The organism is Amycolatopsis sp. NPDC051371, assembly GCF_040682155.1.
GTDB lineage: Bacteria > Actinomycetota > Actinomycetes > Mycobacteriales > Pseudonocardiaceae > Amycolatopsis.
In genome coordinates this window covers 136,098-155,400 of the sequence record NZ_JBFBAG010000005.1, presented here as the reverse complement: position 1 = coordinate 155,400, position 19,303 = coordinate 136,098, and the positions used below count along the sequence as shown (strand labels likewise).

Here is a 19,303-nt window from a genome sequence, read left to right as displayed (position 1 = left end):
CGTGGTCTCGGTGCGCAGCGTGGTCGACCGGGTGGGGCCGACGCTGCTCCACGCGCTCCAGGTGCCCGACGACTCGCCCGCTGTCGCCGACGTCGTCATCGCCGAACCCGGCGGAGCCGTCGCCGCCGGGGATCTCGTGCTCGGCGTCGCCACCACCGGGCCCGAAGACGCCGCCGAGCTGGTGAAGCGGAGTGCCGAACAGGGCGCCGCCGCCGTGCTGCTCAAGCCGCCGCTCGCCGCGAAGCCGGCCGTCAAGCGCGCCGCGAAAGCCAGCGGGATCGCACTCGTCCAGGTGCACGCCGCGACGTCGTGGGCCCAGCTCGTGTGGCTGCTGCGGACCGTCCTCGACGCCCTCGCCGACGAGTCCGAGGACCTCGACCCCGGCTCCGGCGACCTCTTCCGGCTGGCCGACGCCGTCGCGTCCGTCGTCGACGCCCCGGTGACCATCGAGGACACCAACTCCCGCGTGCTCGCCTACTCCGCGCGCCAGGACCTCACCGACCCCGCGCGCGTCGCCACGATCATGGGCCGCCGCATCCCCGACGACGTCCTCGCGCGGTTCCGCTCGCGCGGGGTGTTCCGCGAGCTGTCCCGCGGCAGGCAGACGATCTTCGTCCCGGCCCAGCGCGACGGCACGCTGCCGCGGCTGATCGTGCCGATCCGGATGGGCGGCGAGCTGCTCGGCTCGATGTGGGCGGTCGTCGCCGGGCCGGTGTCCGACGAGCGCGCGGCCGCCTTCGCCGACGCCGCCCCGGTCGTCGCGCTGCACCTGCTGCGTCGCCGCGCACACACCGACGCGCAGCGCCGCGCGTCGGCCGAACTGTTGCGCGGGGTGCTCGAAGGCCGGGCGAACCCGCGCAAGGCGATGGCCGAGCTGGACCTGTCCGACGAGCCGCACCGCGTGGTCGTCATCGAGGTCACCGGCGGCGACGGGCGCGACGCCGAGGGGCTGCGGCTCGCCCTGCTCGAACGGATCTCCCAGGGCATCGGCCGCCGTCCGGTCGCGACCGAGCTGGGCGGGCTGCTCTACGCCGTGGTTCCCGACCGGCCAGGACCCGGCGGCTGGGAGGAACTGCGCGAGGCTCTCGTCGCGACAGGACCGTCTCGTCGCAGTGGTGCCCCGCGCGCCGCGGCAGGTGCTCCCGGCGAAATCGGCGACCTCTCCGCGTCGCGCCTCCAGGCCGACGAAGCCCTCGGCCTGCTGCGCGCCGAAATCCTCGACGAGCGCGTGATCACCTTCGACGAAGCCTGGACGGCGTTGACACTGCACCGCGGCGCGACGGCCGCGGCCGGGGCGAAGGTCGCGGAGCTCGGCCCGCTGGGCGCCCTGCGTGCGCACGACGAGACGGGCAAGGCCGGCTACGTCGAGACGCTCTACGAGTGGCTGCGCCACCCCGGCGACCCGCGCGCGGCGGCGCGCGAGCTGCGGATCCACCCGAACACCCTGCGGTACCGGATGCGCAAGCTCCTCGAACTGGTGCCGCTGGACCTCGACGACCCCGACGTCCGGCTGGCGCTCATCACCCAGCTGGTCGCGCTGCGCTGGAGCTGACTGCGCCATTCGGCTCAACCCGCGTCCCATGCACTACTCCGCATGGATCGCGCCGATCGTTCCGATTGTCTTTTCCAGCCGAAAGATGGTGGATTCCGGTGATCGCCTGACGCACCTTCTTCGCAGCACCCGGGGTAGCCGGGTCGTCGCAGAGGAGTGTCCATGAGCAGTTCCGAGCGGGTTCGCAGGGCCGTCAAGCTGGGTGCGGTGTCCGCACTCTCCCTGGTCGCCCTGGTCGTCCCGGGCACCACAGCCGGGAGCGCCGTCGCGGCGCCGGCCGGCGACTGCTTCACCCCCACCCACGCGGCCGACCGCGGCAAGGACGGCCACGCCGACAGCCTGTCGCCCGCCGAAGCGGCCCGCATGGACGCGGACCTGCAGAGCAAGCTCGCCGGCAAGCGCACCGCGCTGAAGGCGCCGGCGGCGGTCTCGATCCCGGTCTACTTCCACGTGATCACCAGCGGCTCGACCGGCAACCTGCCGGCGTCGGCCATCACCAAGCAGATCTCCGTGCTCAACAGCGCGTACGCCTCCAGCGGCTTCAGCTTCACGCTGACGAGCACCGACTACACCAACAACTCCACCTGGTACAACGGCATCACCGATGGCACGTCCGCCGAGCGGAACATGAAGAACGCGCTGCGCAAGGGCGGCAAGAACGCACTGAACATCTACACGGCCAACCTCGGCGACGACCTGCTCGGCTGGGCGACGTTCCCCTCGAACTACAGCTCGCAGCCGAAGCTGGACGGCGTGGTGATCCTCGACGAGTCCCTCCCGGGCCGCTCGGCGACGAACTACAACGAGGGCGACACGGCCACCCACGAGGTCGGTCACTGGATGGGGCTGTACCACACGTTCCAGGGCGGCTGCTCCGGTTCGGGCGACTACGTCTCGGACACCCCGGCCGAAGCGACGGCGACCTCCGGCTGCCCGGCGAGCAAGGACACCTGCACGTCGACGGGCAAGGACCCGGTCCACAACTTCATGGACTACAGCTACGACAGCTGCATGTACGAGTTCACCACGGGCCAGGCCACGCGGATGAACAGCTCGTGGTCGGCCTACCGCGCCTGACTCTCCCAAGTCCGTGAATGGCACATTGAGGGAACTTGAAGTCCCTCAATGTGCCATTCACGGCTTTCAGGCGACCAGCAGCGTCTTGCCGATCGTGGTGCGGGATTCCATCGCCGCGTGGGCGTCGGCGGCCTTCTCCAGCGGGAAGCGCTGGCCGATCACCGGCACCAAGCGGCCGGCCGCGGCTTCGGACAACGCCGATTCCGTGAACCCCCGCATGTCCGACGGGCTCCCGATCGAGTGCACCAGCGAGACGCCCCGCAAAGCGGCGTCCTCTTCGGACACTTCCGCCCACGAGCCGCCCGCGAGGCCGTACATCGCCATCCGGCCGCCCGGACGCAGGAGGCCGAACGCCGCCGTGCCGATCGCCCCGCCCACGCCGTCGAAGACGACGTCGACCTCGCCGGCCGCAGACGTCCAGTCCGCGGACAAGTAGTCGACCACGGCGTCCGCGCCCTGGACGTGGGCCACCTTCGCCGGCCCGCCCGCCGCGCCGACCACCCACGCGCCCGCAGCCTTCGCCAGCTGCACCAGCAGGCCGCCGACGCCGCCCGCCGCCGCCTCGACCAGGACCCGGTCGCCGGGCCGCACCCCGGTGGCGTGGACCAGGCCCGTCGCGGTCCGGCCGTCCGCGAGCAGCGCCACCGCCGCGTCGAGCCCCAGCGCGTCCGGCACCCCGAACACCGCCGCCGCGTCCACCGCGACGCGCTGGGCGTACCCGCCGGAACCGCCGATCGACGTCACCACCCGCTGCCCCGCGAGCCCCGGGTCCGCGCCCGGGCCGACCGCGCTGATCACGCCACCGACGCCGTTGCCGGGGACGATCGGCAACACCGGACGGAACGGTCCCGTCCCGGACCTCACCTGCGTCTCGACGAAGGTGATGTTCGCGAACGCCACTTCGACCAGCACCTGGCCGGGTCCGGGGACCGGGTCCGGCGCGTCCCCCGGCTCGAGCACTTCCGGCCCGCCGAACTCGCGCAACCACACAGCTCTCATGCCTCCACGCTGCAACCTCCAGCGAGGTCGAAGTCAACGGTCTTGTCCGCACAGCACCACGAATGCGTCGAAGAAATGTCCGCGCAGCACGATGACACCGCCGTCCGGGTGGTTCACCGTGAGTGGCACCACCGCGCCGAATCCGGACGCAGACCGACCCAGGAGGCCGACCGTGCGCATCGCTGTTCCCCGTGAAATCAAGAGGCACGAGTACCGGGTCGCGCTGACCCCGGCCGGGGTCCACGAGCTGGTCGGCCGCGGGCACGACGTCTTCGTCGAGACCGGCGCGGGCATCGGCTCGTCCATCTCCGACGACGAGTACGTCGGCGCCGGCGCGAAGATCCTCGCCACCGCCGAAGAGACCTGGGCCGAAGGCGAGCTCGTGCTCAAGGTCAAGGAACCCATCGCCGAGGAGTACCCCCGGCTGCGCGCCGACCAGGTGCTGTTCACCTACCTGCACATCGCCGCCGACCGGCCGCTGACCGACGCGCTGCTGGCCGCCGGCACCACCGCGATCGCCTACGAGACCGTGCAGACCGCGAACGGCGCGCTCCCGCTGCTCGCCCCGATGTCCGAGGTCGCGGGCCGCCTGGCCCCGCAGGTCGGCGCGTTCTCCCTGATGAAGCCGAGCGGCGGCCGCGGCGTGCTGCCCGGCGGCATCCCGGGTGTGCACCCGGCCCGCGTCGTCGTGATCGGCGGCGGTGTCGCCGGCCTGAACGCCGCCCGCGTCGCGCTGGGCCTCGGCTCGGACGTCGAGATCCTGGACACCAACGTCGACCGCCTCCGCCAGATCGACAACGACTTCGGCGGCCGCATCCGCACGGTGACGTCGACCCGCCTGTCGGTCGAGGAGTCCGTGCTGCAGGCCGACATGGTCATCGGCGCGGTGCTGGTCCCGGGCGCGAAGGCGCCGAAGCTGGTCTCGAACGAGCTGGTGGCCCGCATGAAGGCCGGCAGCGTGCTGGTCGACATCGCGATCGACCAGGGCGGCTGCTTCGCCGACTCTCGGCCGACTACGCACGACGACCCGACCTACACCGTCCACGAGTCGGTCTTCTACTGCGTCGCGAACATGCCGGGCGCGGTGCCCCGGACGTCGACCTACGGCCTCACCAACGTCACGCTGCCGTACGCGGTCCAGCTGGCCGAGCACGGCTGGAAGGCCGCGCTGCAGGCGGACGCGGCGCTGGCGAAGGGCCTCAACACGCACGCCGGCGCCCTGACGAACGGCCCGGTCGCGGTCGCGCACGACCTGCCGCACACGGCGCTGGAGACGGTTCTCGCCTGACCCTATTTCACCCGAGCGGGTTCCTGTCGTTCCTCGGCAGGGGCCCGTTCCCCTTTTGCCACCAGCCGCCTGCCGATCGCGATGGCGGGCAGCTCGACCCACCGTCGCAGGCCGCACGCGAAGAGCAGCGCGACGGCGGCGGTCGCGACGGCCTTGAGCAGGCCCGTCGGCAGCAGGAGCCCGGTCACGCCCGCGGCCCCGGTCTGAGCGAGGTAGAGCGCGTAGGACCGGTCACCGATGTAGGTGAGCGGACGGCTGGCGAGCAACCGCCGGACCGGACCCTGCGCGATCACCGCCACGAGCAGCAGCGCCGCGCCCACTGCGTAGATCGGGACGACGAACTGCCAGTAGCCGCCCAGCGCCTGCCCCAGCGGCTTGACCGACAGCTGCAGCACGCAGAACCCCAGCGCGACCGGCACCGCCGCGGCCGGGCTGGTCAGCGGCCGCAGCACGGCGAACCCGCGCGGGTGGTGCAGGGCCAGCGCGAGCAGGCAGCCGACGACCAGCGAGCCGTAGTGCACGGTCAGGCTCGCCCACTGGTGTGACGGCGCCAACGGCAGCACGCCGAGCACGAGACCCACCGCACCCGCGCCGATCAGCAGGCGCAGCGCGGCCTTCCCGGACTTCGCGAACGACGTCAGCACGAGCAGCGCGGGCCAGACGAGGTAGAACTTCTCCTCCACGCCCAGCGACCACGACGTCGGGTACGGCGTGTTGAAGTCGACGACTTCGTTGAAGAAGCTCAGGTAGTACGGCATCGCGTCGCCGAGCCGGCTGCTCCGGTAGGCGCCGGCGAGCGTCACGGCCAGCGCCGTCAGGCCCAGCAGCAGGAAGTACACCGGCATGATCCGGAAGACGCGGCGGACGTAGAAGTCGCGCAGCGAGATCCGGCCGGTGCGGTCTTCTTCGCGCAGCGCCAGCGTGGTGATGAGGAAGCCGGACAACACGAAGAACAGCTGGACGGCGATCCAGCCCTGCAGCCGGTCGACGACGGGCCCGCCGTAGTGGAAGAACACGACGGCCAGCGCGGCGAGCGCGCGCAGGCCGGTGAGACCGGGGAACCACGACGACGCCCGGTATTCGGCGTGGTCGAGGGGCCGCCAAGAGATGATCATGGCCGCAGCGTCGATCCCGGACGCTGAACGCAGCCTGAAGCGGGCTTAAGACATCTTCAGCTCCGGGAGCCGCACGACGAACCGGCTCCCGCCTTCGACCGCGGCCGTGCCGCCGTGGGCGCGGGCGATGTCGGCGACGATCGCCAGGCCCAGGCCGGATCCGCCGTCGTCGCGGGCGCGGGCGTCGTCGAGCCGGACGAAGCGGTCGAAGACGCGCTCGCGGTCCGCTTCGGGGACGCCGGGCCCGTCGTCGGTGACCGACAGCACAGCCCAGCCGTCCACAACGGACACCTCGACGACGACCCGGGACGCCGCGTGCCGCTGGGCGTTGTCGACGAGGTTGCGCAGGAGCCGTTCGAGCCGCGACCGGTGGCCACGCACGACCGGCGCCCCGCGGACCTCGATCTCCGCCCGGCCGGCCGCGACCGCCTGGACCACTTCGGACAGTGCCACGGGTTCGAGGCGGTCCGGCCCGGCGTGGTCGAGCTTGCCGAGCAGCACCAGGTCGGCGACGAGGTCCTGCAGGCGGGTGACGTCGAGCAGCGCGTTCTCGCAGGAGTGGCGCCAGTCGAGCCGGTCGGGGTGGGCCAGCAGCACTTCCAGCTGCGTCCGCAGCGACGCGAGCGGGGTGCGCAGCTCGTGCGACGCGTCGGAGGTGAACCGGCTCTGGCGCGTGACGGCCTCGTCGAGCCGCGCGAGCATGGAGTTCATCGTCCCGGCGAGGCGCGCGATCTCGTCGCCGGTGCGCGGAGCCGGGACGCGGCGGCTCAGGTCGTGCGCGCCGATCTCGGCGACCTCGCCGCGGATGGCCTCGACCGGGCGCAGCGACCGGCGAACGGCCAGCCACGCGATGACGCCGATGAGCAGTGCGACGGCGGGGACACCGGCCGTGAGCACGGTCCGGACGGAGTCGACGGCGGCCTGGCCCTCGGGGTCGATCTGCACGCCGGCGAACACGTCGTATTTGCTGTCGCCGCTGGTTTCGCGGACGACGTGCACGGTGAGGTAGTCGTCGAGCCCGCCCAGCTCGGGGGCGCAGCCGACGGACGCCCGGTCGGCCCGGTCGATCTCGTACGGCTTGAGCGTGATCTCCGTGTCGTACGCCGCCAAGGTGGCTTCGCGCAGCGCCGGGCAGGAGGCGACCGAGGTGCCCGAGCGGTCTTTCACCTCGTAGATCGAGTCACGCACGAGCAGCGTCAGGTCGGCGGGCCGGGCGCCGGTGTTGAGGAGCTGGACGATCGCGTCCGCGTGGGCATCGGCGAGCTGCGTGGCGGCGTTCCGGAGCCGGCTCTCCGCCTGGAGCACGAACCACACCGAGACGGCCCCGAGCGCGAGGGCCGAGGCGGCGAAGGCCGTCACCGCGACGCGGAAGCGGGTGGAGCGCGGGAAACTAGGCACCCGAGCCGACCACGTGGTAGCCGGCACCGCGGACCGTCCGGATGGTCTCGGCGCCGAAGGGGACGTCGATCTTGCGCCGCAACGCGCTGACGTGGACCTCGACCAGGTTGGCGGTCGCGGAGGCGGCGAAGTCCCAGAGGTTGTCGAGCAGCTCGGCCTTGGTGACGACCTGCCCGGGCCGTTGCATGAGGTAGGCGAGGAGGGCGAACTCCTTGCCGGTGAGGGTGATGTCGGCGGTGCCGCGCCGGCACGTCCGGCCGGCCTGGTCGAGCTCGAGATCACCCAGTTTGAGGACCCCCGGCCGGGTGGCGCCGCCCCGCCGGATGAGGGCGCGCAGCCGCGAGAGCAGGACACCGTAGGAGAAAGGCTTGGGCAGGAAGTCGTCGGCGCCGGTGTCGAGGGCCTCGATCTCGTCGTCCTCGCCGTCCTTGGCGGTGAGCATGAGGATGGGGGTGCTGTCGCCCTGGTCCCGCAGCCGCCGGCAGACGCGATAACCGTTCAGGCCGGGCAGCATGATGTCGAGGATGATGGCGGAGTAGGGATGCTCGGTGGCGAGCCACAGCGCATCCCGCCCGTTGTGGGCGACATCGACGGCATAGCCCTCGGCACTCAGCCCGGCCCGCAGGGCCTCGGCCAGCCGCCGTTCATCTTCAACGAGCAAGATCCGCACCGCGCAACGATGCCACAAGGTGTGCGGGGAAGCCCGGGAACGTAAGCGGCGACCCGCTCAACCAACCTGGGGGTCATTGGGAGCGGGCCGCCGAGTACCAGCTTAGAGGGCTTCCGCGGACTTCGCTGCACCGGGTCGGCAAGTCGAACGAATTCTTTACCAAGTTGATCTGCACCCCGGATGTCCCCGGTTGCGAAACCTCAGGTCAGCGGCTCACGTGGACCACGCAGGGCGACCGGAACCGGTTGCGGAACGTGACGAAGGTCGCTCTCGACGGGTTCGGCCGTTCCGTGCGCGCGGGCGGCGCGGGTAGGGCAGGATGACGCCGCATCAGCGGGAACGTAAGGGGACGGTATGCACGACGGCAGTGGCCGGATTGTGGTGCAGAACCTGAGCAAGCAGTTCGGCGCGGTGAACGCGGTGCAGAACCTCAGTTTCACGGTCGAGCCGGGTTCGGTGACGGGTTTTCTGGGCCCGAACGGCGCCGGGAAGACGACGACGTTGCGGATGCTGCTCGGGCTGGTGACGCCCACGGCGGGGCAGGCGACGATCAACGGGCGCCCGCACTCGCAGCTGGGGAACCCGGCGCGGATCGTGGGCTCGGTGCTGGAGAACGAGGGTTTCCACCCGAGCCGGACGGCGCGCAACCACCTCCGCGTGTACGCGGCGGCCATCGGGGTGCCGGACCGGCGCGCGGACGAGGTGCTCGGCCTCGTGGGCCTGGGCAGCGCCGCGGACCGGAAGGCCGGCGGCTTCTCCCTCGGCATGCGGCAGCGGCTGGCGCTGGCGACGGCGTTGCTGGGTGACCCGCAGGTGCTGGTGCTGGACGAGCCGACGAACGGCCTCGACCCCGAAGGCATCCTGTGGCTGCGCAACTTCCTGCGCTCGTACGCGCGGGAGCAGCGGCGCACGGTCCTGGTGTCGAGCCACCTGCTCAACGAGGTCGAGCAGCTGATCGACCAGGTCGTGATCATCAGCCAGGGCGTCACGCGGTACTACGGCTCACTGGACCAGCTGCGCAAGAGCCAGCAGTCGCGCGTGCTGGTGCAGCCGGCGGATCCGCCGGCGCTCGTGAAAGCGTTGCAGGAGAACGGCATCCAGCAGGTTTCGCCGACGCCGGACGGCCGGGTCGCGGTCGCCGGGTCGAGCGTCCAGCAGATCGGTGACATCGCCGCGAAGGCCGGGATCGCCGTCTACGGGATGCAGGAGGACCACGCCGACCTCGAGCGGATGTTCTTCCAGCTGACGCAGGGTCAGTACACCGGCGGCCCCCAGGGTCATCCCCCGCAGCCGCAGTACCAGGGCCCGCCGCCGCCCGGGTACCCGCCGCAGCAGTACCAGCAGGGCCCGCCGTCGGGCCCGCAGCAGCAACAGCAGCAGTACTGGGGAGGACCGCAGCAGTGATGGGGAACCTGATCAAGGCGGAGTTCCGCAAGACGCTGTCCCTGAAGACGTGGTGGGTGCTGCTGATCCCCCTGGCGCTGGTGGCGTTCTGGCTCACGTTCGCGTGGGGCAAGATCACCAACGACTTCGCGGACTTCCTGAGCTCGGACAGCGACGCCCGGCAGGTCACCCGGCTGATCGGTCTGGACCCGAGCCAGGTGCCGGTGGGGCTGCTGGCGCTGGCGCACGGCGTGAACCTCGCGCAGCTCGTCCCTGGGCTGTTCGGCATCTTCGCCCTCGCCGGTGAGTACCGCAGCAAGACGATCACGACGACGTTCTTGACCGCGCCGAACCGGATCTCGGCGTTGACGGCGAAAATGCTCACCTACATCGCGTGGGGCGCGATCTACGGGCTGGTCAGCTTCGGCGTCTCGGCGATCGCCGTCATGTCGTCGGTCGACTCGGGCCGCTGGCCGTCGGCGGGCCAGTGGCTGGCCGCGCTGGGCGGGACGATCCTGGCAGCGGTGCTGGTGACGTTGTTCGGCATCGGGTTCGGCGCGGTGCTGCGCAGCGTGCCGCTCGCGGTGGTGCTGTTCCTGGTGTGGTTCCTGATCGTGGAGAACGTCCTGGTGATCCTGCTCTGGGGCCAGACGACCGTCCTGGGCGGGATCCTGCCGAACGGCACCGCCAACGGGATCGTCGGCGGGATCGCCGCGGACGCGTTCGGGTTCAACTCGCTCAACCTGCCGGACGACGTCAACTCGGGCGCCCAGTTGCTGCTGCAGTACACGGCGGCTGCTCCCGGCGTCCTGTCCTGGTGGGCCTCGGCGTTGATCTTCTTCGCGTGGACGATGGTGTTCTTCGGCCTCGGCTGGGCGGGCAACCAGAAGCGCGACATCACGTAGTTTCACCCGTCCGGAAAGGCCGTCTCGAAGTCTTCGAGGCGGCCTTCTCCGCGTTCGGGGAAATATTTTGTCGGTGGCGGCGCTTACTGTGACAACGTGACCATCGCTCCGCCCCGCACCCGTCAAGAGCTCCCACCCGCTGAGACCGTCGGCTGGGTCCGCCGGCTGTCCGCCGCGGCCTGGGAGCACCGCGCCATCGTCGTGCTGTCGCTGCTCGCCGCCGTGTTCAGCGTCGGTGTGCAGGCCGCGAGCCCGCTGCTGGTGCGCACGGCGGTGGACGACGCGGTGGCGGGGCAGACCGGTGCGCTGCCCGGGATCGCCGTCTTCCTGGTGGCGTTGCAGCTGGTCGCGTTCGCCACCGCCTTCCTGCGCCGGTACTTCGGCGGGAAGCTCGCCCTCGACGTCCAGCACGACCTGCGCCAGCGCGTCTTCAACGCGGTCTCGCGCCTCGACGGCGGCAAGCAGGACGCGCTGCGCACCGGCCAGGTCGTCTCGCGGGCCATCTCCGACCTGCAGCTGGTCACCGGGATCCTGATGCAGGTCCCGCTCTCGTTCGGTTCGGTGATCTTCGCGCTGCTGTCGTTCGCGGCGATGCTGTGGATGTCGCCGGTGCTGACGCTGATCGCGCTGGTCGTCACGCCCGCGGTCGGCATCGTCATCGCCCGCAGCCGCAAGCGCCTCTTCCCGGCGACGTGGTCGGCGCAGCAGCGCGCGGCGGACGTCGCGCAGCAGGTCGAAGAGACCGTCACCGGCGTACGCGTCGTGAAGGGCTTCGGCCAGGAGACGCGGGAGGTCTCGAAGCTCGAAGGGACCGCGCGCAAGCTGTTCGCGGAGCGGCTTCGCGCGGCGAAGCTGTCGGCAGTGCCGACGGCGACCACCGCGGCCCTGCCCGCCGCCGGCCAGGTCGCCGTGCTCGGCATCGGCGGTGTCCTCGCGCTGAACGGCTCGATCACCCTCGGCACCTTCCTCGCCTTCGCGACCTACCTCGCGACGCTGATCGGCCCGGCCCGGATGCTGTCCGGCCTGGTCGTGCAGGCCCAGCTGACCCGCGCCGGCGCCGAGCGCGTGTACGAGCTGATCGACGCGCAACCCGAGGTCGTCGACTCGCCCGACGCGCGGCCGCTGCCGCCGGGGCCGCTCGGCGTCGAGCTGGCCGACGTCCGGTTCGGCTACACGCGGACCGACCCGGTGCTGGCCGGGCTGTCGGTCACCGCGAACCCGGGCGAGACCCTCGCGCTGGTCGGCACCGCGGGCTCCGGGAAGTCGACGATCTCCCTGCTGCTGCCCCGGTTCTACGACGTGCACGCGGGCTCGGTGCGGGTCGGCGGCCTCGACGTCCGGGACATCCCGCTGCGGCAGCTGCGGCAGGCGATCGGTGTCGTGTTCGAGGAGGCGTTCCTGTTCTCTTCGTCGATCCGGGACAACATCGCGTACGGCCGCCCGGACGCGAGCGAGGACGAGATCGTCGCGGCCGCGCGTGCGGCGGAGGCGGACGAGTTCATCCGCGCCCTGCCCGACGGCTACGACACGCTGGTCGGCGAGCGCGGGCTGACGCTGTCGGGCGGCCAGCGGCAGCGGCTCGGGCTGGCCCGGGCGCTGATCACCGACCCGCGGATCCTGATCCTGGACGACGCGACCTCGGCCATCGACACCGTCACCGAGGCGGCGATCCACGAGACCCTGCGCTCGGTCACCGCGAGCCGCACGACCCTGCTGATCGCGCACCGGCGCTCGACGCTGGCCCTGGCCGACCGGATCGCGGTGCTGGACGAGGGCCGCGTCGTCGACGTCGGCACCGAAGACGAGCTGATGGCGCGCTGCCCGCTGTTCCGCGAGCTGGTCGCGGGCCCGGGCGACGACGTCGAGGAGAAGCACCGCTGCGAGGGCCTCGACTGCGGCCCGGCCGGGATCACGCAGGCGCTGTGGCCGCGGGACGAGAGCCGCGACGAGGTCGACGACCTGGCCGACGCGGCCCGCCAGCGCAGCGGCGACCCGAACAGCAGCGGGTTCGTCGGCGGGGGCGGCGGCAGTGGCGGCCTGGACGTGCCGCCGACACCGGAGCTCATCGAAGGCGTGCGCAAGCTCCCGCCCGCGGCCGACGAGCCGCGGATGTCCGATGTGGACGTCACCGCGCCCGACCCCGGCTTCCGGCTGGCCCGGCTGCTGCGGCCGGTCCGCCGGCCCCTGGCGCTGGTGATCGGGCTGGTGGCGGCGGACGCGCTGGCGTCGATCGCGCTGCCGGGGCTGTACCAGTTCGGCGTCGACCACGGCGTCCGCGCGGGCGTGGAGTGGATGATCTGGCTGGCCGCCGGGATCGGCGCCGTGGTGATCGCGGCCGACTGGCTGGTGGTGTTCGCGCAGACGCGCCTGACCTCGCGGGTCGGCGAGACGGTGCTGTACGCGCTGCGCGTCCGCAGCTACGCGCACCTGCAGCGGCTCGGGCTCGACTACTACGAGCGGGAGCTGTCCGGGAAGATCATGACCCGGATGACGACGGACGTCGACGCGCTCTCGACGTTCCTGCAGACCGGGCTGGCGACCGCGGTGGTCAGCGCGCTGACCCTGGCCGGGATCACGGCGGCGCTGCTGATCACCGACGCCGGGCTGGCGCTGTTCGCGCTGGCGATGGTGCCGGTGCTGGCGGTGGCCACGGTGATCTTCCGGCGGGCGGCGTCGAAGGCGTACAACGAGGCCCGCGAGCGGGTCAGCGTCGTCAACGCGGACATGCAGGAGAACATGAGCGGCCTGCGCGTCGCCCAGGCGTACACGCGAGAAGACCGTTCCGCGGAAGCGTTCGCTTCGCGCAGCGACGACTACCGGCGCTCGCGGCTGCGGGCGCAGCGGTACGTGGCGACGTACTTCCCGCTAGTCGCGCTGATGTCCGACCTGGCGATGACGACGGTGCTGGTCGCGGGCGCGAACCGCGTCTCGGCCGGGACGCTGTCGGCCGGCGTGCTGCTCGCGTTCCTGCTGTACCTGCAGCAGTTCTTCTCGCCGATCCAGCAGCTGTCGTCGGTGTTCGACGGCTACCAGCAGGCCCGCGTCGGCCTGAACCGGATCGGTGACCTGCTGCGGACGCCGACGTCGGTGCCGGCGGCGGAGAACGCCGTCGCGACGCCGGCCCGGCTGCGCGGCGAGGTGTCGTTCAAGGAGGTCGACTTCTCCTACACCGGCACCGAGGCGAAGGCGCTGGAGCAGTTCTCGCTGGACGTCGCGGCCGGGGAGACGATCGCGCTGGTCGGCGCGACCGGCGCGGGCAAGTCGACGGCGGTGAAGCTGGTGGCGCGCTACTACGACGTCACCGGCGGCGAGGTCCGGATCGACGGCACGGACGTCCGCGAGTACGAGCTCGCCGGGCTGCGGCGCCGGATGGGCGTGGTGCCGCAGGAGGCGCACCTGTTCTCGGGCACGGTGGCGGACAACGTCCGCTACGGCCGCCCGGCGGCGTCCGACGCCGAGGTGGAGGCGGCGGTCCGCGCGGTGGGCGCGTTCGACGGCGTCGCGGCCCTGCCGGCGGGCTTCCTGCAGCCGGTGGGCGAACGCGGCCGGTCGCTGTCGGCGGGGCAGCGGCAGCTGGTGGCGCTGGCCCGCGCGGAGCTGGTGGACCCGGACGTCCTCCTGCTCGACGAGGCGACGGCGGCCCTGGACCCCTCGACGGAAGCGGCGGTCCTCCGCGCGACGGAGACGGTGTCCCGGCGCCGCACGACGTTCGTGGTGGCCCACCGCCTGGCCACGGCGGCCCGCGCGGACCGCATCGTGGTCCTGGACCACGGCCGAATCGCCGAAACCGGAACTCACGAAGAGCTGCTGGCGGCGAAGGGCCTCTACGCCCGCCTCTGGTCCCTCGGCTGATCCGGATCTCGCGTGATCGAGCCCGTAACTCGCGTGATTGAAGCCGGATCTCGCGAGTTACGGCTCCAGTCACGCGAGTTACGGCTCTGATCACACGACTTTCGTCCCCAATCACGCGGGATACGGGTTCGCGCACGGAGGAAGCCGTGGCCGCGGTCGCCGCGCGCTGGGAGCATGGCGGGCATGTTCGAAGAGAAGCGGGTCCCCGACCGGCAGGTCCGCGCGGCGCAGACCGGGACGACGGTCCGGGTCTACCAGGCCTGTTCGCCCGCGGTCGCCGACGCCGCGCTCGAGAAGCAGACGTTCGCGGAGCGGGGCGGGACCACGTGGCTCGTGCCGTCGTTCCGCTGGGCGGCCTACGGCAGCGGCAACGGGAGCAAGCCCGGCCAGGAGCGCATCCTGGCCGTCGACCTCACCCGCGACGGCTTCGAGCAGGCTCTCTCCCGGTCGGCCGGCGGCTCGGTGCTCATCCAGTGGGACGCGGAGCGAGACCTCGACCACACGCCGCTGAACTTCGAGGCGATCCGGATCGGCCTGACCGGCGAAGCCACCGACCACTACGCCGAGGAATGGATCCAGTCGATCACCGACGTCACGCCCGTCATGCGCGACATCTCCGGCCTCCTCGCCACGGACCAGCTGCACAAGGCGGTGAAGCTCGTCCCCCACGAGCCGCCGTACGAGCTGCCGGCCGAGCTGGCCAAGGCCGTCGACGCCACCGGCTAAGGCAGCGCCCGCCACTTCAGCGAGCCCATCCCCGCCGCCTCGACGTCCGGCCGCGAAGCCCACCGGACCGTCCCCGGACGGACGTGGACCCCGGCCCCGACCAGCCAGTCCGGCTCGTCGGGCTCGACCCACTCCATCTCCTCGAAGTCGGCCAGCGTCGGCCAGACCGCCTGGCACGAGTCGCAGCGCAACACGACCGTGCCGGACTCCGTCACCAGCGGCCGCACCAGGCCCTGGTCCCAGAACGAAGGACATTCGACCAGCCACATCCGCCCAGTGGAACGCGCCGCGGTGAACGGCCGACGGCAGGTCAGAGAACCCCGGAAAAAGAGCCCGCGAACCCTGTACCGGGTACAGCGCTTAAGGTTCCCTTAGCACATCTTGATCGTGTCAGTGACCGATCCCCTAGTGCGCCACGCCTCACACAGGCCGGTTCCATCACATCGCGGTCACCGAGGGGGTTAGCCTGGTAGGCGCATCAGCGGATTCATGATCGAGATCGAGACGGATAGAGGCGAGCCCCAGCCGTGTCCAGCAGCAGCCCTGCGTCACAGTTCGGCCCCAACGAGTGGCTGGTCGAAGAGATGTACGACCAGTTCCTCGCAGACCCATCTTCAGTCGATGCCGCGTGGCACGACTTCTTCGCGGACTTCAAGCCGACGCAGAACGCGCAGGCCAAGGCGGACAACGCCCGGCAGCAGGCCGAGACCAAGCCGGCCACCAACGGCCAGGCGGCGCAGCCTTCGGCCAAGGCCGTGCAGAACGCGGAGTCGGCGGCCAAGCAGGCGTCGACCAAGCCGGCCCCCGCGAAGGCGGCCCCGAAGCCGGAGCCGAAGGCCGCGCCGAAGCCGGCCGCCGCCAAGGCGGAGCCGAAGGCCGACGCGAAGAAGGAAGAGCCGGAGTCGAAGCAGCTGCGCGGCGCCGCGGCCGCCATCGCGAAGAACATGGACGCCTCGCTGAGCGTCCCGACCGCGACCAGCGTGCGCGCGGTCCCGGCGAAGCTGATGGCCGACAACCGCATCGTCATCAACAACCACCTCAAGCGCACCCGCGGTGGCAAGATCTCCTTCACGCACCTCATCGGCTACGCCATGGTGCGGGCGCTGAAGAACTACCCGAACATGAACCGGCACTACCAGGTGATCGACGGGAAGCCGTTCGCGATCACGCCGGAGCACGTCAACTTCGGGCTCGCGATCGACATGAAGGGCAAGGACAACTCCCGCACGCTCGTCGTGGCTTCGGTCAAGGGCTGCGAAGACATGTCCTTCCTGCAGTTCTGGCAGGCCTACGAGGACATCGTCAAGAAGGCCCGCAACAACAAGCTCACCGCGGACGACTTCGCCGGCACCACCATCTCGCTGACCAACCCGGGCGGCATCGGCACCAACCACTCGGTGCCGCGCCTGCAGGCCGGCCAGGGCGCCATCATCGGCGTCGGCGCCATGCAGTACCCGGCGGCGTTCGAGGGCACCAGCGAGAAGACGCTGGTCGACCTCGGCATCAGCAAGATCATGACGCTGACCTCGACCTACGACCACCGCATCATCCAGGGCGCGGAGTCCGGCGAGTTCCTCAAGCGCATCCACCAGCTGCTGCTCGGCGAAGACGGCTTCTACGACGACGTCTTCACCAGCCTGCGCCTGCCGTACGAGCCGATCCGCTGGGTCGCCGACATCCCCGAGGGCCCGGTCGACAAGACCGCCCGCGTCATCGAGCTCATCGACGCGTTCCGGATGCGCGGCCACCTGATGGCCGACACCGACCCGCTGAACTACCGCCAGCGCAGCCACGCCGACCTGGACGTCCTGTCCCACGGCCTCACGCTCTGGGACCTCGACCGCGAGTTCCCGGTCGGCGGCTTCGCCGGCCAGGAGCGGATGAAGCTGCGCGACATCCTGGGCGTGCTGCGCAACTCGTACTGCCGCACGGTCGGCATCGAGTACACCCACATCCTCGACCCCGAGGAGCGCCGCTGGATCCAGGAGCGCGTCGAGATCCCGCACGAGAAGCCGGACCCCGCGGTCCAGAAGTACGTGCTCTCGAAGCTGAACGCCGCCGAGGCGTTCGAGACGTTCCTGCAGACCAAGTACGTCGGCCAGAAGCGCTTCTCGCTCGAGGGCGGCGAGACGGCGATCCCGCTGCTCGACACGCTGCTGGACAAGGCCGCCGAGCACGAGCTCGACGAGGTCGTCATCGGCATGCCGCACCGCGGCCGGCTGAACGTCCTGGCCAACATCGTCGGCAAGCCGATCAGCCAGATCTTCCAGGAGTTCGAGGGCAACCTCGACCCGGGCCAGGCGCACGGTTCCGGTGACGTGAAGTACCACCTCGGCGCCGAGGGCAAGTACTTCCGGATGTTCGGCGACGGCGAGACGAAGGTCTCCCTCACGGCGAACCCGTCGCACCTGGAGACCGTCGACCCGGTCCTCGAAGGCATCGTCCGCGCGAAGCAGGACCTCCTGGACAAGGGCGGCGAGGGTTACACCGTGCTGCCGGTCCTGATGCACGGCGACGCGGCCTTCGCGGGCCAGGGCGTCGTCGCCGAGACGCTGAACCTGTCGCTGCTGCGCGGGTACCGCACCGGCGGCACCGTGCACGTGGTCGTCAACAACCAGGTCGGGTTCACGACCGCGCCGGAGCACTCGCGCTCCAGCCAGTACGCCACCGACGTCGCGAAGATGATCGGCTCGCCGATCTTCCACGTGAACGGTGACGACCCGGAGGCCGCGCACTGGGTGGCCAAGCTGGCCGTCGAGTACCGCCAGGCGTTCCACAAGGACGTCGTCATCGACCTGATCTGCTACCGCCGCCGCGGCCACAACGAGGGCGACGACCCCTCGATGACGCAGCCGGCGATGTACGACATCATCGACACGAAGCGTTCGGTGCGGAAGACCTACACCGAGTCGCTGATCGGCCGTGGGGACATCTCCGTCGAAGAGGCCGAAGCCGCGCTGCGCGACTTCTCGAGCCAGCTGGAGCACGTCTTCAACGAGGTCCGCGAACTGGAGAAGCACCCGGCGAAGGCGAGCCCCTCGGTCGAGGAGGAGCAGCAGGTCCCGGCGAAGGTGTCGACGTCGATCACCAGCGAGACGCTGGAGCACATCGGCGACGCGTTCGTGAACGTGCCGGAGGGCTTCACGCCGCACCCGCGCGTCAAGCCGGTCATGGAGCGCCGTCACAAGATGTCGCGCGAGGGCGACATCGACTGGGCGTTCGGCGAACTGCTCGCGTTCGGGTCGCTGGCGCTGGAAGGCCGGCTCATCCGGCTGTCCGGCCAGGACTCGCGGCGCGGCACGTTCACCCAGCGGCACTCGGTGTTCATCGACCGCAAGACCGGCCAGGAGTACTCGCCGCTGCAGAACCTGGCCGACGGCCAGGGCCGCGTGATGATCTACGACTCGGCGCTGTCGGAGTACGCGGCCGTCGGCTTCGAGTACGGCTACTCGGTGGCGAACCCCGAGTCGCTGGTGATGTGGGAAGCGCAGTTCGGTGACTTCGTCAACGGCGCGCAGACCGTCATCGACGAGTACATCTCCTCGGGCGAGGCCAAGTGGGGCCAGCGCTCGGACGTCGTGCTGCTGCTGCCGCACGGCCAGGAGGGCCAGGGCCCGGACCACACGTCGGGCCGCATCGAGCGGTTCCTCTCGCTGTGCGCGGAGGGCTCGATGACGGTGGCGGTGCCGTCCACCCCGGCGAACTACTTCCACCTGCTGCGCCGGCACGCCCTCGACGGCATCCAGCGCCCGCTGGTCGTCTTCACGCCGAAGTCGATGCTGCGCAACAAGGCCGCGACGTCGGCGACCAGCGACTTCACCGGCCAGTCCCGGTTCATGTCGGTCATCGACGACGTGACGCCGGACCCGGCGAAGATCCGCAAGGTGCTGCTGACCTCCGGGAAGCTGTACTGGGAGCTGGTGGCGGAGCGGACGAAGCGCGAGGCGGACGACGTCGCGATCGTGCGGATCGAGCAGTACTACCCGCTGCCGAAGAAGAAGCTGCTGGCGGCCCTGGAGCGCTACACCAACGCGACGCAGGTCACGTGGGTCCAGGAGGAGCCGGAAAACCAGGGCGCGTGGCCGTTCTTCGGCCTGAACCTGCCCCGGAAGTTCCCGGAGGTGCTCTCGGGCCTGCAGGTCGTGTCGCGCCGCCCGATGGCGGCGCCGTCGGCCGGCTCGTCGAAGGTCCACGAGGTGGAGCAGAAGGCGCTCATCTCGAAGGCGTTCGACTGATCGCTTGATGGTCCGTGAAGGCCACCTTGAGGAACTCTGAGTTCCTCAAGGTGGCCTTCACGGCTTTCGGGGGACGCCGGTGAAATCGGCTTTCGCCCGCGGC

Annotated in this window: 14 protein-coding genes; 8 read left to right on the top strand and 6 right to left on the bottom strand. The window is 71.0% G+C overall.

Annotated elements, in window-relative coordinates:
• Position 1 precedes the first annotated feature (1 nt).
• Both AB0M59_RS09065 and AB0M59_RS09060 read left to right on the top strand, forming a co-directional pair.
• Positions 2-1,552, top strand: a complete 1,551-nt coding sequence (locus tag AB0M59_RS09065) for a helix-turn-helix domain-containing protein (protein ID WP_364611100.1) — start codon at positions 2-4, stop codon at positions 1,550-1,552.
• Positions 1,553-1,714: 162 nt separating this feature from the next.
• A complete protein-coding gene (locus AB0M59_RS09060) occupies positions 1,715-2,629 on the top strand; it encodes a zinc metalloprotease (protein ID WP_364611097.1) in 915 nt (304 codons plus the stop codon).
• Positions 2,630-2,695: 66 nt separating this feature from the next.
• Here AB0M59_RS09060 and AB0M59_RS09055 read toward each other — a convergent pair whose 3' ends face one another.
• The gene (locus AB0M59_RS09055; RefSeq protein WP_364611094.1) at positions 2,696-3,628 is read right to left on the bottom strand and encodes a zinc-binding dehydrogenase; all 933 of its coding nucleotides are present in this window, start codon (positions 3,626-3,628) and stop codon (positions 2,696-2,698) included.
• 33 nt (positions 3,629-3,661) lie between these two features.
• The gene (locus tag AB0M59_RS09050) at positions 3,662-3,808 is read right to left on the bottom strand and encodes a hypothetical protein (protein WP_364611091.1); all 147 of its coding nucleotides are present in this window, start codon (positions 3,806-3,808) and stop codon (positions 3,662-3,664) included.
• Between AB0M59_RS09050 and ald the strand changes: the two genes are divergently transcribed.
• A complete protein-coding gene (gene ald / locus AB0M59_RS09045) occupies positions 3,801-4,916 on the top strand; it encodes an alanine dehydrogenase (protein ID WP_364611088.1) in 1,116 nt (371 codons plus the stop codon). The genes AB0M59_RS09050 and ald overlap by 8 nt on opposite strands.
• Before the next feature lie 2 nt (positions 4,917-4,918).
• Here ald and AB0M59_RS09040 read toward each other — a convergent pair whose 3' ends face one another.
• From AB0M59_RS09040 to AB0M59_RS09030, 3 genes are read right to left on the bottom strand one after another with little or no spacing between them, the layout of a single operon-like run.
• A complete protein-coding gene (locus AB0M59_RS09040) occupies positions 4,919-6,031 on the bottom strand; it encodes an acyltransferase (RefSeq protein ID WP_364611085.1) in 1,113 nt (370 codons plus the stop codon).
• Positions 6,032-6,076: 45 nt separating this feature from the next.
• Positions 6,077-7,429: an ATP-binding protein gene (locus tag AB0M59_RS09035; RefSeq protein ID WP_364611082.1), complete on the bottom strand. Its 1,353-nt coding sequence runs from the start codon at positions 7,427-7,429 to the stop codon at positions 6,077-6,079.
• Positions 7,422-8,099: a response regulator transcription factor gene (locus AB0M59_RS09030; RefSeq protein WP_364611079.1), complete on the bottom strand. Its 678-nt coding sequence runs from the start codon at positions 8,097-8,099 to the stop codon at positions 7,422-7,424. Before AB0M59_RS09030 ends, AB0M59_RS09035 begins: the two co-directional genes overlap by 8 nt.
• Positions 8,100-8,453: 354 nt before the next feature.
• Between AB0M59_RS09030 and AB0M59_RS09025 the strand changes: the two genes are divergently transcribed.
• The 4 genes from AB0M59_RS09025 to AB0M59_RS09010 all read left to right on the top strand — a co-directional run bounded on the left by AB0M59_RS09025 (position 8,454) and on the right by AB0M59_RS09010 (position 14,965).
• Positions 8,454-9,503, top strand: a complete 1,050-nt coding sequence (locus AB0M59_RS09025; RefSeq protein ID WP_364611076.1) for an ABC transporter ATP-binding protein — start codon at positions 8,454-8,456, stop codon at positions 9,501-9,503.
• Positions 9,503-10,387: an ABC transporter permease subunit gene (locus AB0M59_RS09020; protein ID WP_364611073.1), complete on the top strand. Its 885-nt coding sequence runs from the start codon at positions 9,503-9,505 to the stop codon at positions 10,385-10,387. The genes AB0M59_RS09025 and AB0M59_RS09020 overlap by 1 nt, the downstream gene beginning before the upstream one ends.
• A 96-nt stretch (positions 10,388-10,483) precedes the next feature.
• The gene (locus tag AB0M59_RS09015) at positions 10,484-14,239 is read left to right on the top strand and encodes an ABC transporter ATP-binding protein (RefSeq protein ID WP_364611070.1); all 3,756 of its coding nucleotides are present in this window, start codon (positions 10,484-10,486) and stop codon (positions 14,237-14,239) included.
• Between the two features lie 183 nt (positions 14,240-14,422).
• Positions 14,423-14,965, top strand: a complete 543-nt coding sequence (locus tag AB0M59_RS09010) for a DUF4291 family protein (protein ID WP_364611067.1) — start codon at positions 14,423-14,425, stop codon at positions 14,963-14,965.
• Here AB0M59_RS09010 and AB0M59_RS09005 read toward each other — a convergent pair.
• Positions 14,962-15,234: a hypothetical protein gene (locus tag AB0M59_RS09005; protein WP_364611064.1), complete on the bottom strand. Its 273-nt coding sequence runs from the start codon at positions 15,232-15,234 to the stop codon at positions 14,962-14,964. The genes AB0M59_RS09010 and AB0M59_RS09005 overlap by 4 nt on opposite strands.
• Before the next feature lie 258 nt (positions 15,235-15,492).
• Between AB0M59_RS09005 and AB0M59_RS09000 the strand changes: the two genes are divergently transcribed.
• Positions 15,493-19,200 carry a multifunctional oxoglutarate decarboxylase/oxoglutarate dehydrogenase thiamine pyrophosphate-binding subunit/dihydrolipoyllysine-residue succinyltransferase subunit gene (locus AB0M59_RS09000; RefSeq protein WP_364611061.1) on the top strand — a complete coding sequence of 1,236 codons (3,708 nt, stop codon included), beginning with the start codon at positions 15,493-15,495 and terminating at the stop codon, positions 19,198-19,200.
• Positions 19,201-19,303: the final 103 nt, after the last annotated feature.